The 18,364-nt window shown below is 28.8% G+C and carries 17 protein-coding genes and 1 tRNA gene; 15 read left to right on the top strand and 3 right to left on the bottom strand.

Annotated elements, in window-relative coordinates:
- The first annotated feature begins 8 nt into the window (after positions 1-8).
- From ABY863_RS01725 to ABY863_RS01705, 5 genes are all read left to right on the top strand, one after another.
- Positions 9-1,157, top strand: a complete 1,149-nt coding sequence (locus tag ABY863_RS01725; protein ID WP_372792532.1) for a diphosphomevalonate/mevalonate 3,5-bisphosphate decarboxylase family protein — start codon at positions 9-11, stop codon at positions 1,155-1,157.
- A gap of 4 nt (positions 1,158-1,161) precedes the next feature.
- On the top strand, positions 1,162-2,091 hold the full coding sequence (locus ABY863_RS01720; RefSeq protein ID WP_372792531.1) for a mevalonate kinase: 930 nt from the start codon (positions 1,162-1,164) through the stop codon (positions 2,089-2,091).
- 56 nt (positions 2,092-2,147) lie between these two features.
- Positions 2,148-3,083, top strand: coding sequence for a geranylgeranylglycerol-phosphate geranylgeranyltransferase (locus tag ABY863_RS01715; protein WP_372792529.1), 936 nt, complete (start codon positions 2,148-2,150; stop codon positions 3,081-3,083).
- Positions 3,084-3,140: 57 nt separating this feature from the next.
- The gene (locus tag ABY863_RS01710; RefSeq protein WP_372792528.1) at positions 3,141-4,040 is read left to right on the top strand and encodes a pseudouridine synthase; all 900 of its coding nucleotides are present in this window, start codon (positions 3,141-3,143) and stop codon (positions 4,038-4,040) included.
- 192 nt (positions 4,041-4,232) lie between these two features.
- Positions 4,233-4,535 (top strand): hypothetical protein, encoded by a 303-nt coding sequence (locus ABY863_RS01705; RefSeq protein WP_372792527.1) that lies wholly within the window; start codon positions 4,233-4,235, stop codon positions 4,533-4,535.
- Between the two features lie 92 nt (positions 4,536-4,627).
- On the opposite strand, the gene ABY863_RS01700 is transcribed toward ABY863_RS01705, so the two are convergent.
- Positions 4,628-4,700 (bottom strand) — tRNA-Phe (locus ABY863_RS01700).
- A gap of 97 nt (positions 4,701-4,797) precedes the next feature.
- Between ABY863_RS01700 and ABY863_RS01695 the strand changes: the two genes are divergently transcribed.
- The 7 genes from ABY863_RS01695 to ABY863_RS01665 all read left to right on the top strand — a co-directional run bounded on the left by ABY863_RS01695 (position 4,798) and on the right by ABY863_RS01665 (position 12,506).
- A complete protein-coding gene (locus tag ABY863_RS01695; RefSeq protein ID WP_372792526.1) occupies positions 4,798-5,520 on the top strand; it encodes a type III pantothenate kinase in 723 nt (240 codons plus the stop codon).
- 3 nt (positions 5,521-5,523) lie between these two features.
- Positions 5,524-6,810 carry a hypothetical protein gene (locus tag ABY863_RS01690; RefSeq protein WP_372792525.1) on the top strand — a complete coding sequence of 429 codons (1,287 nt, stop codon included), beginning with the start codon at positions 5,524-5,526 and terminating at the stop codon, positions 6,808-6,810.
- Positions 6,811-6,828: 18 nt separating this feature from the next.
- Complete coding sequence (locus ABY863_RS01685) at positions 6,829-8,187, top strand: tetratricopeptide repeat protein (RefSeq protein ID WP_372792524.1); 1,359 nt, start codon at positions 6,829-6,831, stop codon at positions 8,185-8,187.
- Positions 8,188-8,219: 32 nt separating this feature from the next.
- Complete coding sequence (lptC, locus tag ABY863_RS01680) at positions 8,220-8,780, top strand: LPS export ABC transporter periplasmic protein LptC (protein WP_372792523.1); 561 nt, start codon at positions 8,220-8,222, stop codon at positions 8,778-8,780.
- Between the two features lie 3 nt (positions 8,781-8,783).
- Positions 8,784-8,978, top strand: coding sequence for a hypothetical protein (locus ABY863_RS01675; RefSeq protein ID WP_372792522.1), 195 nt, complete (start codon positions 8,784-8,786; stop codon positions 8,976-8,978).
- On the top strand, positions 8,979-10,244 hold the full coding sequence (locus ABY863_RS01670; protein WP_372792521.1) for a hemolysin family protein: 1,266 nt from the start codon (positions 8,979-8,981) through the stop codon (positions 10,242-10,244).
- Positions 10,245-10,355: 111 nt separating this feature from the next.
- The gene (locus tag ABY863_RS01665) at positions 10,356-12,506 is read left to right on the top strand and encodes a peptidylprolyl isomerase (protein WP_372792520.1); all 2,151 of its coding nucleotides are present in this window, start codon (positions 10,356-10,358) and stop codon (positions 12,504-12,506) included.
- Positions 12,507-12,743: 237 nt separating this feature from the next.
- On the opposite strand, the gene rho is transcribed toward ABY863_RS01665, so the two are convergent.
- Positions 12,744-14,510, bottom strand: a complete 1,767-nt coding sequence (gene rho, locus ABY863_RS01660; protein WP_372792519.1) for a transcription termination factor Rho — start codon at positions 14,508-14,510, stop codon at positions 12,744-12,746.
- A 218-nt stretch (positions 14,511-14,728) separates the two neighbouring features.
- Between rho and ABY863_RS01655 the strand changes: the two genes are divergently transcribed.
- On the top strand, positions 14,729-15,163 hold the full coding sequence (locus tag ABY863_RS01655; RefSeq protein ID WP_372792518.1) for a DUF4293 domain-containing protein: 435 nt from the start codon (positions 14,729-14,731) through the stop codon (positions 15,161-15,163).
- A gap of 60 nt (positions 15,164-15,223) precedes the next feature.
- Here ABY863_RS01655 and ABY863_RS01650 read toward each other — a convergent pair whose 3' ends face one another.
- A complete protein-coding gene (locus ABY863_RS01650) occupies positions 15,224-15,721 on the bottom strand; it encodes a metallophosphoesterase (RefSeq protein ID WP_372792517.1) in 498 nt (165 codons plus the stop codon).
- A 67-nt stretch (positions 15,722-15,788) separates the two neighbouring features.
- Here ABY863_RS01650 and truA point away from each other — a divergent pair, with 67 nt between their 5' ends.
- Positions 15,789-16,541, top strand: coding sequence for a tRNA pseudouridine(38-40) synthase TruA (gene truA, locus ABY863_RS01645; protein ID WP_372792516.1), 753 nt, complete (start codon positions 15,789-15,791; stop codon positions 16,539-16,541).
- Positions 16,534-18,297 carry an ABC transporter ATP-binding protein gene (locus ABY863_RS01640; RefSeq protein ID WP_372792515.1) on the top strand — a complete coding sequence of 588 codons (1,764 nt, stop codon included), beginning with the start codon at positions 16,534-16,536 and terminating at the stop codon, positions 18,295-18,297. The genes truA and ABY863_RS01640 overlap by 8 nt, the downstream gene beginning before the upstream one ends.
- Positions 18,298-18,364 lie beyond the last annotated feature (67 nt).

Here is an 18,364-nt window from a genome sequence, read left to right as displayed (position 1 = left end):
TTATAGTTTTGACTGAATTCGATTTTATTTTAAATGATTTTGACACCTCAAAAGTTTCAAACGGAAGTGTAACTTGGAAAACACCAAGCAATATAGCTTTGGTAAAATATTGGGGAAAACAAGAACCTCAAATTCCTGAAAATGCGTCAATAAGTTTTACGTTAGACGCTTGTTTTACATTAACTACGTTAGAATATAAGTTAAAAAAACATCAACCTGAACTTGTTTCAGGTTCACATAATGAGATGTTGAACCAAGTTCAGCATGACGAATCTTGTTTTAATTTTGAAATCTATTTTGAAGGTGAAAAGAAAGAAGATTTCAAACCTAAAATTCAACAATTTTTTGAAAGAATAGAACAATATGTCCCATTTTTGAAGGATTTTGATTTTGTAATAAAATCACGTAATTCTTTTCCACATAGTAGTGGAATTGCGTCTTCAGCAAGTGGAATGAGCGCTTTGGCATTATGTGTAATGAGTTTGGAAAAAGAATTAAATTCAACAATTTCTGAAGAATATTTCAATAAAAAAGCATCATTTTTAGCTCGTTTAGGGTCAGGAAGTGCGTGTAGAAGTATTGAAGGAGAATTAATTGTTTGGGGAAATCATTCAAAAATTAAAGGAAGTTCTAATTTATTTGGTGTAAAATTTCCTTATAAAATTCACAAAAATTTTAAAAATTATCACGATACAATTTTGTTAGTTGATGAAGGAGAAAAGCAAGTCTCCAGTACTGTTGGGCATCAACTAATGTATAATCATCCGTTTGCGAAACAACGTTTTCAGCAAGCAAATGAGAATATTTCAAAAATTTCAGAAGTGCTTCAAGATGGTAATTTAAAAGAATTTATTGCCATTGTAGAAAGCGAAGCTTTAAGCCTGCATGCTATGATGATGACTAGCAATCCGTATTTTATTTTAATGAAACCTAATACCTTAAAAATAATTAATAAAGTTTGGGAGTTTAGAGCTAAAACAAATTCGAATATCTGCTTTACTTTAGATGCTGGTGCTAATGTTCATATATTGTTTCCTGAAAAAGAAAAGGAAACTGTTAACAATTTTATAACAAGTAAGTTAATTCAATATTGTCAAGAAAATCATTATATTTGCGACAGAATTGGAAATGGGGCAAAACGATTATCCAATAATTAAACATATGAGAGGACCTCTTTTTTACGCAAAAATCTTACTTTTTGGAGAGTATGGGATCATTAAAGATTCCAAAGGATTGGCAATACCATACAACTGTTATAATGGTGCTTTAAAAAAAGAAAACATAATTTCTGAAGAAGCAAAAAAATCAAATTCTAATTTATTGAAATTCTACAATTATCTTGCAAGTATTGAAAATACAGTGTTGGTTAGTTTTAGGTTAGATGAATTGAGAGTTGATATAGAAGAAGGAATGTATTTTGATTCTAGTATTCCACAAGGGTATGGTGTAGGAAGTTCTGGGGCATTAGTAGCTTCAATTTATGATAAATATGCGAATAATAAAATAACGGTTTTAGAAAATTTAACTAGAGATAAGTTGCTGAAATTGAAAGAAATATTTTCATTAATGGAATCTTTCTTCCATGGGAAAAGTTCAGGGTTAGACCCGTTAAATTCGTATTTAAGTATACCAATTTTAATAAATTCAAAAGATAATTTAGAGGCAACAGGGATTCCATCCCAAAAGGAAGGAAAAGGAGCGGTATTTTTATTAGATTCAGAAATGGTTGGTGAAACCGAACCAATGGTAACCATTTTTATGAATAAAATGAAAAATAAAGGCTTTAGAAAAATGTTAAATGAAGATTTCGCAAAACATACTGATGCTTGTATTGAAGATTTTTTAAATGGCAATGTAAAATCGTTGTTTGGAAATGTAAAACAATTATCTAAAGTTGTTTTAGATAATTTTAAACCAATGATTCCGAAGCCATTTCATAAAATTTGGCAAAAAGGAATTGACACGAACGACTATTATTTGAAATTATGTGGCTCGGGTGGTGGAGGTTATATTTTAGGATTTACCGAAGATTTTGACAAAACAAAATCAATATTAAAAGACTTTAAGCTAGAATTGGTTTATAGGTTTTAATGGAATATATTACTATTTAAAAGGATAGTCTTATTGCATAAATATTTTTCTTACCAATGGATTTACTTGAAATTTCTAAAAACAACAGTAAAAAACCGGTTCCTTTTTATATAAAAATGCTGAGTTTATTTTCTGTGGTAAGAGGTTATAATATTTTATTAATTGTAATAGCTCAATATTTAGCTTCTATTTTTATTTTTTCTCCTGAAAAATCGCTGCGATATGTATTATTGGATATCAATTTATATTTTATTGTGCTTTCAACAATTTGTGTAATTGCTTCCGGATACATCATTAATAATTTTTACGATTCGGAAACTGATAAAATTAACAAACCCGTTAAATCCAAAATCGATGCAATTGTTAGTCAAAAAAATAAACTTCGTTTTTATTTTTTATTAAACTTTATTGGTGTTGTAATTGCTTTTTTAGTTTCATGGAGAGCTGCGTTGTTTTTTTCGGTTTATATTTTTTTAATTTGGTTTTATTCTCATAAACTTAAGAAATATCCATTAACGGGATTATTCTCGGCAGCATGTTTGGCTATTTTACCCTTTTTTGCTGTTTTTGTATACTATAAAAACTTCTCGGAACTAATTTTCACACACGCAGCCTTTTTATTTTTTATATTATTAATTAGAGAATTAATTAAAGATTTAGAGAGAATTAAAGGAGACTTTGTTCAGAATTACCAGACAATAGCTGTAAAATATGGCGAGTATTTCACTAAAATACTAATTTCGCTTTTAGCACTTTTAACATTAAATCCAATTTATTTCTTGTTGAAATATCCTGAAATTGGAGGAATGAAATATTTTTTCTATGTAAGTGTTGTCGTGCTTTTTATCTTTGTTCTTGCTTTGTGGTTAAGCAAGAGCATACGCAATTACATGTTGTTGCATTTAATTTTAAAATTATTAATTATAACGGGTGTATTTAGTTTAGCCTTAATTGATTACTCTGTGATTATAAATAAAATACTGCTTAAATAAAATAATTATTTAGTTAATTATCAGAAGAATATATTACTTTTGCAAAAAATATAAAAAATGAATTCAAGTAAAAACTCGTCGAGAGGACGACAACAAGGAAATAAGACAACTTCAAATACTTCTAAGCCAAAATTTGATAGTAAAAAAAAATTTACTAAAAGCTTTAAAGATAAGCCTGCTTTTAAAAAAGAGAGACCAATTTCAAAAGAAACTACAACTCCAAAACCAGAAAAAAATACAACAGAGAACGAAGGTATTCGTTTAAATAAGTACATCTCAAATTCTGGTATTTGTTCACGTAGAGAAGCTGATGTTTATATTAAAGCGGGAAGTGCATCGGTAAATGGTAAGTTGGTTAACGAAATGGGTTATCAAGTAATGCCAAATGATGTTGTTAAGTTTGATGGTTCGTTAATTAGTCCTGAAAAAAAACGATATGTTTTATTAAATAAACCAAAAAACTTTATTACCACAATGGATGATGATAGAGGACGTAAAACGGTAATGGAGTTAATTGCAAATGCTTCAAAAGAACGTATTTACCCAGTTGGAAGATTAGATAGGAATACGACAGGTTTGTTGCTTTTTACGAATGATGGTGAATTGGCAAAAAAACTAACGCATCCGAAACACAATATTCAAAAATTGTATCATGCTTCTTTAGATAAAAAGTTGGCTATGAGTGATATGCAGAAAATAGCTGACGGTTTTATTTTAGATGAAAAAAGAGTGCTAGTTGATGAAATTTCATATATTATAAATCAGCCAAAGAGTGAGATAGGAGTTAAAATTCACTCAGGAAGAAACCGAATTGTACGTAGAATTTTTGAACACTTTAACTATAGTGTGGTTAAATTAGATCGTGTAATTTTTGCAGGTTTAACAAAGAAAGATCTACCACGTGGGCATTATCGTCATTTAACTGAACTAGAAGTTAGTAACTTAATGATGCTTTAATTTTATTTTCAAAATATTTTAGTAGAAACCAAGAGATATCTTGGTTTTTTTATGTCTTATAATTAATATTTGTTGAAATAAAAATGTAATGCCATTTTTATTTTGGATTGAAATATTTTCTATATTTGAACTTACAGAAAAAGTTAATCAAATAATAATTTATTTTTTTAGTTAAATTTTAACTGATTTGTTATGAAAAGAATCATTGTAGATTATAAAAAATTAACCACAGAAATCCTAAATTTATTGGTGGAAAAATTTCCTGATGGTTATGGAATTAGAGATATAATAAAGTTCACGAATCAAAATGGACACTATGTTGAAGCTGTTCAAGTTTCAACAAGTGATACTATTTACTTAGTTAAAATAAGTGATGAATTGGTTGATAGTATGGAAAATCATGATGAAGATGAAGATGATATGCTAGGTTCTGAAATTAGTGATGATTTAGATTTGGATTTAGAAGATGTAGATTTAGATGATGAAGATGAATAAATAAATTATAGATAAAATTAAAATCGATAATAAAAATTTACTTTTAAAACCTTTTTTAATAAAAAACCCGAACAAATTGTTCGGGTTTTTTGTGGTACCTCCAGGAATCGAACCAGGGACACAAGGATTTTCAGTCCTTTGCTCTACCAACTGAGCTAAGGTACCATTGCCTTAGCGGATGCAAATATATAAGTATTTTTTATACTAATCAAAACAATTTTAAAAAAATCTGTTGTATTTTTGAACTCCATAATAAATATAGATGAACTTAGTAATAGATGTTGGTAACACAAAAATTAAACTTGCTGTTTTTAATAATAGTAAATTAATTCATAATGAAAGCATTACCATAGAAAATTTTATGACTATTGCGATGGAGCTCATAAAAAAGTATGAGTGTACAAACGCTATAATTTCTTCTGTTGCTTCAGTGAAAAAATCTCAAATTAATAAATTACGAACCCAAATTAACCTCATAGAGCTCAGTTTTTTTACAAAAGTTCCGTTTAAAAACGAATATTCAACACCAAAAACGTTAGGAGTTGATAGAATTGCTTTAGTATCTTCAGCAATTTTAAAATTTCCAAACAAAAATGTGTTAATTATAGATGCAGGAACATGCATTACTTATGATTTTGTAGATTTGAAAGGAAGTTATTTTGGAGGAGCAATTTCTCCAGGAATTAATATGCGATATAAAGCATTAAATGCATTTACTAATAAGTTACCATTATTAGAGCCAGAATATATAAATCAATTAATTGGCGATTCAACAGAAAAATGCATTCATTCAGGTGTAATCAATGGCGTTATAAGTGAAATTGATAGTTTTATAAATCAATATAGAGAAAAAAATAAAGATTTAACAGTAGTTTTAACAGGAGGAGACACAAATTTCTTGGCAAATAGATTAAAAAATAGCATATTTGCCAATCCTTTTTTTTTGTTAGAAGGCTTAAACAGAATTTTGAAATATAATTTATAATAAATGATAAAAAAAATATTAGCAGTAGTCATAACACTATTTATATCATCTGCTACTTTTGCTCAAAAAAACAACACATCAGCTTATTCTTTTTTTGGTATTGGAGATAAAAACAATCTAAATACTGTTGAACAGTTAAGTATGGGTGGAGTAGGAGTTGCTTTAAATGATGTATACCATTTAAATTTTTCGAACCCTGCTTCAGTAGCTTCTTTGTCATTTACAACATACACTTTGGCAATTGAAAATAAGAATATAAAAGCGCAAGATAGTAATAGCAAGCAAAGTGCTGCTGCAACATATCTTTCATATTTAGCTTTAGGAGTTCCATTAGGAGAGAAAGGTGGTTTGTCTTTTGGTTTGTTGCCTAATTCTTCCGTAGGTTATTCATTGGTGTCAAATGTTTTAGATACTGAAGATGTTTTAACGGAAGCTACACTTTACAGTGGAGAAGGAGGAACAAATAAAGTTTTTTTGAATTTTGGTTACAAACCATTTAAAGGCGTTAGTGTAGGTTTACAAGGGAATTATATTTTTGGTAAAATTGAAAATAGTATAATTAATCAAACAGCTGATGCTTTATTAGCAACAAAATACGAAACAGTTTCAAATGTGAAGGGGTATTCTTTAAGTATTGGTTTTCAGTATGAAAAAGATTTAAGTGATAAAATAGATTTGAGTTTTGGGGCTAGTTTTGATTTGAATAACACAACAAAAACTAAAGGAAATGAATATTTGTATTCTGTTTCTTTAGGATCTTATGAATCACCAAGAGATACTATTTTAAGTATTAATAGTATTGGAGAATTGAAATCTCCTATAAAAACAACTTTAGGTGCTGGTATTGGACAAAAAAATAAATGGGGTGCTGGTGTAGATTATAGTTTTCAAGATGCATTAAAATTAGAAGGTAGTGTTTTTAATAGTTATTCTAAAATTGCTTATGATAATTATAGTAAAATAGCATTGGGTGGATTTTATACTCCTAAATTTAATTCTATTTCAAGTTACTGGGATAGAGTTACTTATAGAGCTGGTTTGAAATTTGAAAAAACAGGATTGTTAGTAGATCCTGCTGGAACTGGAAATGATTTTACTGCAATAGACGATTTTGGCATATCTTTTGGAGTAGGATTACCATTGAGTCAACAATTATCAAATATAAATCTTGGATTTGAACTTGGTAAAAGGGGAAACACAAATAATGGTTTAGTAAAAGAAAATTATTTTAACTTTAGATTAAGCCTTTCATTAAACGATAAATGGTTCAAAAAATTAGAAATATTTTAAATTAAAAAGGATACGATGATGAAAAAAGCAATACAAATTTTAGCTTTATTATTTTTTATACTATCAGCTCCAGTCGCTTTTTCACAAGCTGACGCTGATTGTAATATTAAATACAATCTATTTAAAGGCGATTATCAAGCCAAAAAATATGATGCCGCTTATGAAAATTGGATGTGGTGTATGGATAATTGTCCAACACTATCAGTAAATATCTATAAATTTGGTATTAAAATAGCTGAGCATAAATTAGAGAATGCATCTGTAAGTGAAAAGGCAGCAGCAGCTAATTTGGTAATGAGAGTTTATAACCAAAGGTTAGAACATTTTCCAAAAGATTTTGCCGATATATATGATAAGATTGCAACATTTAAAGCTGAGCAGGGTGCGTCAGAAGAAGAGGTGTATGTCTGGTTAGAAAAAGCTTTTAAAGAGGATGCAACTGAGATGGGATCTAAAAATATTTATACGTATTTTGATATTATTTTGAAGAAAAATAAAGATACAAATGCTCAAATTGTTTTTGATACATATGACCAAGTTGGAGAAGGTATTGAATTGAAACGTGAGGCATACTCAAAAAAAATTGAAGAAATTAATGCAAAGGATTCAACAACATTGAGTGCTAAAGATAAAAAAAGAAGAGGTGATTATCAACAAATTTTAACAAATTTATCAATTGTTGAAGGTGGTTTAGATTCAAAGATTTCTGAAATTTCTACTTGTGAGAATTTAATTCCTTTAAATAAAAAATATTTTGAAGAAAAGAAGAATGATGCAGTATGGTTAAAAAGAGCAGTTTCAAGGATGTACAACAAAGAATGTACAGATGATTCTTTTTACGACACATTAGTAGAAGCTTACGTTAAGGCTGATCCTTCACCACAAGCATCTGTTTTTTATGCAGGTATTTTAATGAAAAACGGCGAAACAAATAAAGCTATGGAGTATTTTAAGAAGGCTGTTGATCAAGAAACGGATTCTTATAAGAAAGCTAAATATTTATTGACAATAGGTCAAATTTTAAGTAAACAAGGAAGAAAGGGAGAAGCAAGAATCTATGCTTATAAAGCTTTAGAATATGCTCCAACAATGGGTAGAGCATATTTGTTAATCGCGGGGATGTATGCATCTAGTGCAAACTCTTGTGGTACTGATGTGGTTTCTAAAAGAATGGTTTATGTAGCAGCATTAAATAAAGCATTAAAAGCAAAATCTGTAGATCCAAGTATTAGTGGTATGGCAAATAAATATATAAATTCATATTCTGAAAATTTACCATCTAAAAAAGATTTATTTGCGGCAGCAATAGATGAAGGTACAACTCATAAAATTGGATGTTGGATTAATGAGACTGTTAGAGTTCAATCAAAAGATTAGATTTAAAACAGTATAATTGATATATTTGTTGAATGACAAAATCAGTTGTGAATAAAATTAAAAGCATTGCTACAGTATTACTAGTAGCAATGCTTTTTTCTTGTACAAATGACGTAAAAGAAGTACGAGATTTTTTAGCAGATAAAAACCTGCCAATTGGAGAAGCCTATAATATTAACCACATTCATACAGATTCTGGCAGGGTAAATATTAAAATGAAAGCGCCAATTATGTTAGATTTTGGGAATAGAAGTTCACACCCATATTCAGAGTTTCCAAAAGGAATTAAAATTACTTCAATTGATAAAAATGGGGATTCTATAACAGTTGAAGGAGATTACGCTATGGCTTACACTAAAACTGAGATATCTGAAATTAAAAACAATGTTATAATTATTAATTACGCCGATAAAAGTAAATTAAAAACGGAACAAATATACTGGGATCAGAAATCCCATTATTATTTTACAGAAAAGAAATTTACGTTTTATACTTTAACGGATACTATAAAAGGAACTGGTTTTGAAGCTTCTGAAGATTTAAAAAATTGGTGGGTGAAAAACCAGAGTGGAATTATTAATATTAAAGAATAAACAATGCAAAAAATTTGGAGAATATTTGAATATGGTTATTTAATAATTGCAATTGTATTTATTGTAGAAACGGTCATAAATTGGAATGAAAATAAGGAACGTGCTTATCTTTTTTTACTGTTTTCAGTATTAGCAGTCTTTATGTATTTCTTTAAAAAACAATTTAGAAAACGATTAGAAAACAGAAATAAAAAATAAATGGAAATACAAATTGCATTTATATTAACTTCAATATTACTCTCTGCTTTTTTTTCAGGAATGGAAATAGCTTATGTTTCAGCAAATAAATTTCAAATAGAGCTCGAAAAAAAGAAAGATGGAATTATTCCAAAAATCTTAACAAGATTAACTTCTAAACCCTCTAAATTTATTACAACAATGTTAGTTGGTAATAATATTGCATTGGTGGTTTATAGTTTCTTTATGGGAGCTTTCATAACAAGTTTATTACCAATTGGTAAGTTGAATGAATTTTACGTTTTAATTATACAAACATTAATTTCAACTTTAATAATTTTAGTAACTGCTGAATTTTTACCAAAAGCTATATTTAGAATTTACGCCAATGAAGCACTTTTAATTTTTGCACCACTAGCATACTTCTTTTACATTATTTTTCACTTTATAGCTGATTTTATTACATTAATTACCGATTTCTTTTTAAAACTATTTTTTAACTCTTCAAAAGTTGTTAATCAGACCGAATTTAGCAAAGAAGAACTGGGTAATTATATTATTAAGCAACTTGAAAACTCAAAAAATAGTGAGGAAGTGGATTCTGAGATCCAAATTTTTCAAAATGCATTAGAATTTGACAATGTAAAAGCACGTGAAATTATGATTCCACGTACTGAAATTGTAGCAGTTGATATTAATGAAAGTATTACAAATTTGAAAGCATTGTTTATTAAAACGGGTTATTCTAAGATCTTAGTTTATAAGGATTCTTTAGATGATGTTTTAGGTTATGCACATGCTTTTGAATTGTTTAAAAATCCAACCACAATTCAATCTATATTATTATCAGTTGAATTTGTTCCAGAAAGTATGATGATTAACAATGTATTGAATGTTTTAATTAAAAAAAAGAAAAGCATTTCTGTTGTTTTAGATGAATTTGGAGGAACATCAGGTATTATAACGGTTGAAGATATTGTAGAAGAATTATTTGGTGAAATAGTAGATGAACATGATACTGTTGAACTGTTAGAAAATAAGATTAATGAGAGAGAATTTGAATTTTCTGCACGTTTAGAAGTTGATTATTTAAATGAAGCGTATGATTTAAATATAGAAGATAATGAAGCATATGAAACTTTAGGCGGTTTTATTGTGTATCATAATGAAGATATCCCAAAGCAAGATGAAATTATTGAAATTAACAATTTACATTTTAAAATGTTGAAAGTAGATACATCAAAAATTATGGAAGTTTATGTAAAAGTTTTAGATAAAGTAGATTAATTTCTGTTCTTACTAAAAATTGCTTTCTTTTCCTATTAATTGTGATGTTTTAACTTTCATAATTAAATACTAAATTGTATTTTCGCACACTGTAATAAAAGAAAAATAAAAATGGCAATATTATCAAAAATTAGAGATCGTTCAATGTTCCTAATCCTAATTGTAGGTTTAGCACTATTTGCATTTGTTCTTGATCCAAGCTCAATTCAACAATTTTTTAGTTCAAGTAAAGTAAATTCAGTAGGGCAAATTAACGGAGAGGATATTGACCGAGATGAATTTGCAAAACAAGTAGAAGCTTATAAAACACAAAGTGGAGGAAGAGCAACTCAAATGCAAGCTGTAAATGCTGTATGGAACAGTATGGTTAGTGAAAAAGTTTTTCAAAATCAATTAGAAAAAGCGGGTATTGTAGTTGGAGAAAAAGATATTTGGGATGCAATGGTTGCATTGCCAGAAATTCAAAACTCACCATTATTCAAAAATGAAATTAATCTTTTTGATGAAGAAAAGCTGAAAGAATATATCGCCAATATGAAAGATGATGCTGAAACAGGCAATAAACAAGCTTGGACTAATTGGTTGGCTACTGAAAAAAGTATTAAGCAAAACATAGAGCGTCAAGCATATTCATCATTAGTTTCAATTGGCTTAGGTGCTTCTTTAGAAGAGGGAAAAAGAGATTATATGTTTGATAATACTAAAATGGATGCAAAATATGTTTTTGTGCCTTATAGCTCAATTCCTGACAGTATTGCCCTTGTTTCAAAAGAAGAAATTCAGAAATTTGTTGAAGAAAATCCAAAAAGATTTAAACCTGAAGCAACTCGTTCTTTGCAATATGTAAAATTTGATATTTTACCATCAGCAACTGATGATGCTGAAGCAAAAAAGGAAATAGAGAATCTTATTAATGATGTTGAAGAATCAAAGTTTTCACTTAAAATTATTGGGTTAAAAAATGCAACTGATTATGATGAATTTTTTACTGAACATAAATCTGATTTAGCTATTGATAATGGCTATAAATTTAAAAATCAATTACCTGCGACCGTTTCAGATGCTATTTTTGAAGCTTCAGTAGGTGATGTAGTAGGTGCTTATAAAGATAACGGTTATTACAAAATTTCTAAAATTGTAGAAACATTACAATTGCCAGATTCTGTAAAATCTAGTCATATTATTGTTCCTTACATAGGTACAACAAGATCTACATCTACCAAAACTAAAGAAGAAGCTAAAAAAATAATTGATAGTATTTACGCTTTAGTAAAAAATGATAAAACCAAATTTACTGAAATTGCAGACGCAGTGAATTCTGATGGAACAAAAGGAAAAGGTGGAGATATTGGATGGATAAGAAAGGATCAAGCTTTCTCACCTGGTTTTGATAAGGATTTTGCGGATTTCATCTATAAAAATAATGCAGGAAGTGTAAATATTGTTGAAACAGCATTTGGTTTTCATATTATTAGAATAGATGAACAAACAGCACCTGAAAAAGCAGTTAAATTAGTAACTTTTGCACGTTTAATTGAAGCTTCAGAAGAAACTGAAAATATAATTTTTGAACAAGCTGAAACATTGGCATCAAATTTAGCAGGACAAAAAAATCTAGAAGATTTAGCTAAAGAATCAAATTATACTATTCAATCAGCAGTTAATTTAAAAGCATTAGCAGAAAGCATACCAGGTTTAAGCAATCAACGTCAAATAGTACAATGGGCTTTTAATCAAGAAAGAGAATTAAACGATTCTAAACGTTTTGACATAGATGTAAATGGAAAAAGAGGTTATGCTGTAGTTTTACTAAATGGTAAAACTGAAAAAGATGGGATTGTTTTAAGTTCAGATATTTTATTAAGTGTTCGCCCTGAATTAATAAATAAGAAAAAAGCAGCACTGATTAAGGCTAAAATGAATGGAGGTACTTTAGAAGAAATTGCAAACAATACTAATAGTACTGTTCGTACAACATCTTCTGTTACTTTAGCAAGTCCATTACTTTCAGGAGTTGGAAATGAACCAGTAATTGTTGGAGCAATCTCTACTTTAGAATTAGATAAAATTTCTGATAAAATAGAAGGAGAAAAAGGTGTATTTGTTGTGATGGTAACTAAGCGAGAAGCTTCAGTAGAATTAGAAAACTACGAAACTTTCCGTAATAAAATAGCAACCAAATTAAAAGGTAGAAGCTATCAATTATATCAGGTATTGCAAGATGCTTCAGATGTAATAGATAACAGAAGTAAATTCTATTAATAAATAACATATTGTAATTGAAAAAAAACCTGCTCAATTTAATTGAGCAGGTTTTTTTTTCTTCAATTTTAATATTTCTCTCATAAAATTATAAATTAATTTTAGATAGTATTTTAAGAACTGCAATATGTAGGGCTTCACTCATTTGTTAACTTATTTTAGAAGAGACAAATAAGCAAATAAAAAGCGAGCTAAATAGCTCGCTTTTTATTATTATAATTTAAACTAAGAACTAATCTATCCGTTCATAGAAATTAAAAACTCATCATTTGATGTTGTGTATTGGATTTTATCTTTAATAAATTCCATTGCTTCAACAGGATTCATATCTGCTAAATATTTTCTAAGTACCCACATACGTTTAACAGTTTTAGGGTCTAATAGTAAGTCATCTCTACGCGTGCTAGATTTAACAAGATCAATGGCTGGATATATTCTACGGTTAGAAATATTTCTTTCTAATTGAAGTTCCATATTACCTGTTCCCTTAAATTCTTCAAAAATTACTTCATCCATTTTTGAACCAGTTTCAGTTAAAGCAGTTGCAATAATTGTTAATGAACCACCATTTTCAATATTACGTGCAGCTCCAAAGAAACGTTTAGGTTTGTGTAATGCATTTGCATCAATACCACCCGATAAAATTTTACCTGAGGCTGGCGCAACAGTATTATAAGCTCTGGCTAAACGAGTAATTGAATCTAATAAAATAACAACATCATGGCCACATTCAACCAATCTTTTTGCTTTTTCTAAAACAATATTAGCAACTCTTACGTGTTTTTCTGCAGGTTCGTCAAAAGTTGAAGCAACAACCTCACCTTTTACACTACGTTGCATATCTGTTACCTCTTCAGGTCTTTCATCAATTAATAAAATAATTTGATAAACTTCAGGATGGTTAGATGCAATTGAATTTGCAATATCCTTTAGTAACATTGTTTTACCAGTTTTTGGCTGAGAAACAATCATTCCTCTTTGCCCTTTTCCAATTGGTGAAAACAAATCCATAATTCTTGTAGAAAGTGTACTCCCTTTTCCTGCTAAATTAAATTTTTCTTCTGGGAATAATGGAGTTAAATGTTCAAATGAAACACGGTCTCTTACAATATTAGGATTTAATCCATTTATTTTTGATACACGTATTAATGGAAAATATTTTTCGCCTTCTTTTGGAGGTCTTACAACACCTTTTACAGTATCTCCAGTTTTTAAACCAAATAATTTTACTTGAGATTGTGATAAATAAATATCATCAGGAGATGATAAATAGTTATAATCTGATGAGCGTAAAAATCCATATCCATCAGGCATCATTTCTAATACACCTTCACTTTCAATAATACCATCAAATTCGTAATCGGGATCTCTATAACGGTTAGCGTTATTAATATGTTGACCTTTGTTGTCTCTTGGTTGAGGTCTTGGTTTAGGTGGATTAGGTTTATTCACCTGTTTAGGTGGATGAACTGGTTTTGGTTGATTAACTTGATTTTGCTGTTTTGGAGGATTAGGCTTGTTCACCTGTTTAGGTGGATGAACTGGTTTTGGCTTATTTGTTTGAACTTTTTCAGGTTCAGCTATAGCATCATTTGTTGTGTTAGCACTATTAGTGCTTTCAACTTCTTCCTTTACAACTGTTTCGTTAATTGCAATTGGCTTTTTAATTTCAGCTCTTTTATTAGGTTTTAAAGCTCTCTTTTGTTCAGGTTGAATATCAACATCAACTTTCGTTTCTAAAGCAAATTCTTTCTGAATGTTTTCAGTTGGAATTATTTTTGTGTCTTTAGCAGGATTTACTTTTTTTACAATTCTTCTGCGTTTAGTTTTTTCATCATTAGATGAAATTTTTGTAATTGTTGAAGGAGTTGTAGCTTGAATGTCTAATATTAAATAAACTAAATCTAGTTTATTTAATTGACTGAATTTTTTTGCTCCAATAGTTTTTGCTATCTCTTGTAAGTCTACAAGTGTTTTCTCCTTTAATTGGGAAATTTCAAACATTATGTTATTTTGTAATTATTGTTTATGTATAAAGACTATTTTTTTATTCTGTAAAGAATTCTATTGTAAATTAAACGTTGTGGTGATTAGTTGTCTCAGTTGTAGTTTCCTTATATGATTAAGCATAAGGTTATTGCAAATATATAAAATTATTTTATATAACTAATCTTTTATTCTTTAAAAAGAAAACGTATTTTTGCCTTAAGTTAGTATAAACTATGATTCAAAGAATACAATCTGTTTATTTGTTAATTGCAACATTGCTTTCAGGAGGTTTAATTTTCATATTAAATCTATGGGTGAATGAGCAAGGAATAGAATTTTTTGTGATGGATTCCTTTAATTCAGGAAACATATTATTAAAAGTAATGGCTGTATTATTTTTTGTATCTTCGGTTTTAACATTAATTGCTATTTTTCAATTTAAAAAAAGGCAATTACAATTTGTGTTAGGCCGATTATCAATTTTGACCAATTTTATTATATTAGGTATCGTCATATATTTTTCACAAAACTTATCTGGAGAAATTAACGTTTCTGAGAAGGGTATTGGGTTACTTATTCCAATTTTAACCGTTGTATTTGTTGTGATTGCAAATAGGGCTATAAAAAAGGATGAGGAGCTTGTAAAATCTGTGGATAGATTGCGATAACCTTTTATCTTAGTATATTAAGTGCAGAAAAACCATTTCAATTTTTATTGAAATGGTTTTTTATTTTCGCTGTTCTAGTTCAATAACTTCTAAGTTTGTAATTTTATCTTCATTAATTTCAAAACGAAGCATTGTTCTTACAGTATGAAATCCATGTTTGCCGGCTGCTCCTGGGTTCATATGTAATAAATTTAGTTTTTTATCAAAAATTACTTTTAAAATATGTGAATGGCCACTAATAAATAATTGAGGTGGATTTTTTGATATTTCTTCTTTAATTCTTGGGTCGTATCTATTAGGGTAACCTCCAATATGAGTCATCCAAACGGTTGTTTTTTCAATAGTGAACTTATAATCTAAAGGATACTCAGTTCTAATTAAAGCATCGTCAATATTACCATAAACAGCTCTTAAAGGCTTCAATTTTTTTAGTGTATCAATCACTTCAAATGAGCCTATATCACCTACGTGCCAAACTTCATCAGCTTGTTTTACAAACTTCAATATTTGGTTGTCAATATAACTATGCGTGTCAGAAAGCAATAAAATTTTTTTCATTAGTTGGTAAAATTCTTAAATCGTAAAATGTGTGTATATTTGCAATTGCACAAAAATAGCATTTCAATTGAGATATTTTATTGAATTATCATATAAAGGAACAAACTATCATGGTTGGCAGGTGCAACCAAACGCTATTAGTATACAAGAATTATTAAATAAAGCACTTACAACTATTTTTAGAACAGCAATTAATGTAGTTGGCGCAGGAAGAACGGATACAGGTGTGCATGCAGAACAGTTATTTGCACATGTAGATTTAGAAAATGAAATTAAAATTGAAGATGCTATTTATAAATTAAATTCATTATTGCCAAATGATATTGTTGTTGAAAATATAATGAAAACAACAGAAACTGCACATGCACGTTTTGATGCAAAGAGCAGAAGTTATGAATATCGTATTTTTATGGGGAGAAACCCTTTTTTAATAGATACTACTTGGCAGCTTAACAATGCAAAATTAAATATTGTTAAAATGAATGAGGCTTCTGAAATATTGAAAAATTATACTAACTTTAAGTGTTTTTCTCGTACCAATTCTAATGTTAAAACTTATAATTGCGATGTTAAAAGAGCAGAATGGATTAAAACTAATGAAATACTAATATTTCACATTACAGCAGATCGGTTTTTAAGAAATATGGTAAGAGCAATTGTTGGTACATTAATTGACGTTGGTAAAGATAAATTAACCTTAGAAGGTTTTAAACAAATAATAGAAAGTGAAGATAGGTGTAATGCAGGAACTTCTGCACCAGCTCAAGGGTTATTTTTAACCCAAGTTACCTACCCAAAAACAATATTTATACATGAGTAAAAAAGATTCAGGAAAAGCCTTTGACGCAAAAATATTTAAGCGTTTAATGAGTTTCGCTTCAAAATATAAGGTGCAATTTTTTGTAGGAACAATGTCTGCCATTTTATTGTCTCTGGTTTCAGTAGCTAAACCTATTTTGTTGCAAGAAATTGTAAATACCTACTATAAAAATAAGGACCAAGTTGGACTTTTAAATTACGCGTTACTGATGTGTGTATTTTTATTAGCCGAAGTTGCAATGCAGATCATTTTTATTTATAAAGTGAATTGGCTTGGTCAGCATATTATTAAAGATATTAGAGTGAAATTACAACAGCATATGTTGCAATTTAAAATGGCCTACTTTGATAAGTCTTCTGTAGGAAAATTAGTTACTAGATTGGTTTCAGATACAGAAACAATAGCTGATTTTTTTGGACAAGGATTGTTCATGATTATTAGCGATATATTAAAAATGGTGGTAGTTGCAGTTGTAATGGTTTGGATGAATTGGAAATTATCCTTAATTGCATTTGTTGTGCTTCCAATATTAATTTACGCTACTAAATTATTTCAAATAGCTATAAAATCTGCTTTTCAAGAGGTTAGATTACAAGTTGCCAACTTGAACGGGTTTGTACAAGAGCGTGTTACAGGAATGAATATTGTTCAGCTTTTTAATCGTGAAAAAATTGAATATAATAATTTTGTAAAAATAAATGAAGATCATAAAAAAGCACATGTAAAAGCGGTGTGGTATTATTCAATATTTTTTCCAATTGCTGAAATTTTATCGTCTATTACTGTTGGTTTATTAGTATGGTATGGAGGTTTAGATATTGTAAATTCAGGAGAAACAAATGTTGGTGAAATTATTGCTTTTATTATGATGGCTCAAATGTTATTTAGACCATTATGGCAAATAGCAGATAAATTTAACACCTTACAAATGGGAATGGTTGCGGGTGATCGGGTATTTGAAGTATTAGACACGGATAGTCAAATTACAGAAAAGGGTGATATAATAGCCACTTCTTTTAAGGGAGATATTGCTTTTAAAAATGTGCGTTTTAGTTATATTGAAGGAGAAGAAGTTTTAAAAGGAATTTCATTTAATGTAAATGCAGGTGAAACTGTTGCAATTGTTGGAGCAACTGGAGCTGGGAAATCTACTATTATTAATTTGGTAAATAGGTTTTATGAAATTGATAAAGGGGAAATATGTATAGATAATCATAACATTGATCAGTACACTTTACTCTCTTTAAGAAAGCAAATAGCAGTAGTTTTACAAGATGTATTTTTATTTTCAGATTCAATTTTTAATAATATTATTTTAAGCAACGATTCTATTACTTTGGAAGAAGTAAAAAAAGCAGCTAAAGAAATTGGAATTCATAAATTTATTATGAGCTTGCCAGATAATTATCATTATAATGTTAAAGAACGTGGAGCAATGTTATCTTCAGGTCAACGACAATTAATTGCTTTTTTACGCGCCTATGTGAGTAAACCAAGTGTCTTAATTTTAGATGAAGCAACTTCATCTATAGATTCCTACTCAGAAAAATTAATTCAAAAAGCTACAGATAAAATAACGCGACATCAAACTTCTATAATTATAGCACACAGATTAACTACCGTTAAAAAAGCTGATAGAATTATTGTTATGGATAAAGGTGAAATTGTTGAGCAAGGGTCACATCTTGAATTAATAGCTAAAAATGGTTACTACAAAACGTTGTACAATATGCAATTTGTTAATGAAGTAGTTTAGTTTTAGAAAATGCGTTTTTTGAACTATGTTTAATTTAAAATTTAAGCTTCGCAATTGTAGATTTTGC

It is taken from the genome of Lutibacter sp. (genome assembly GCF_041562875.1).
Classification (GTDB): Bacteria; Bacteroidota; Bacteroidia; order Flavobacteriales; family Flavobacteriaceae; genus Lutibacter.
Note: the sequence above shows the minus strand (reverse complement) of the source record. Positions and strands in the feature narration are given on the sequence as shown.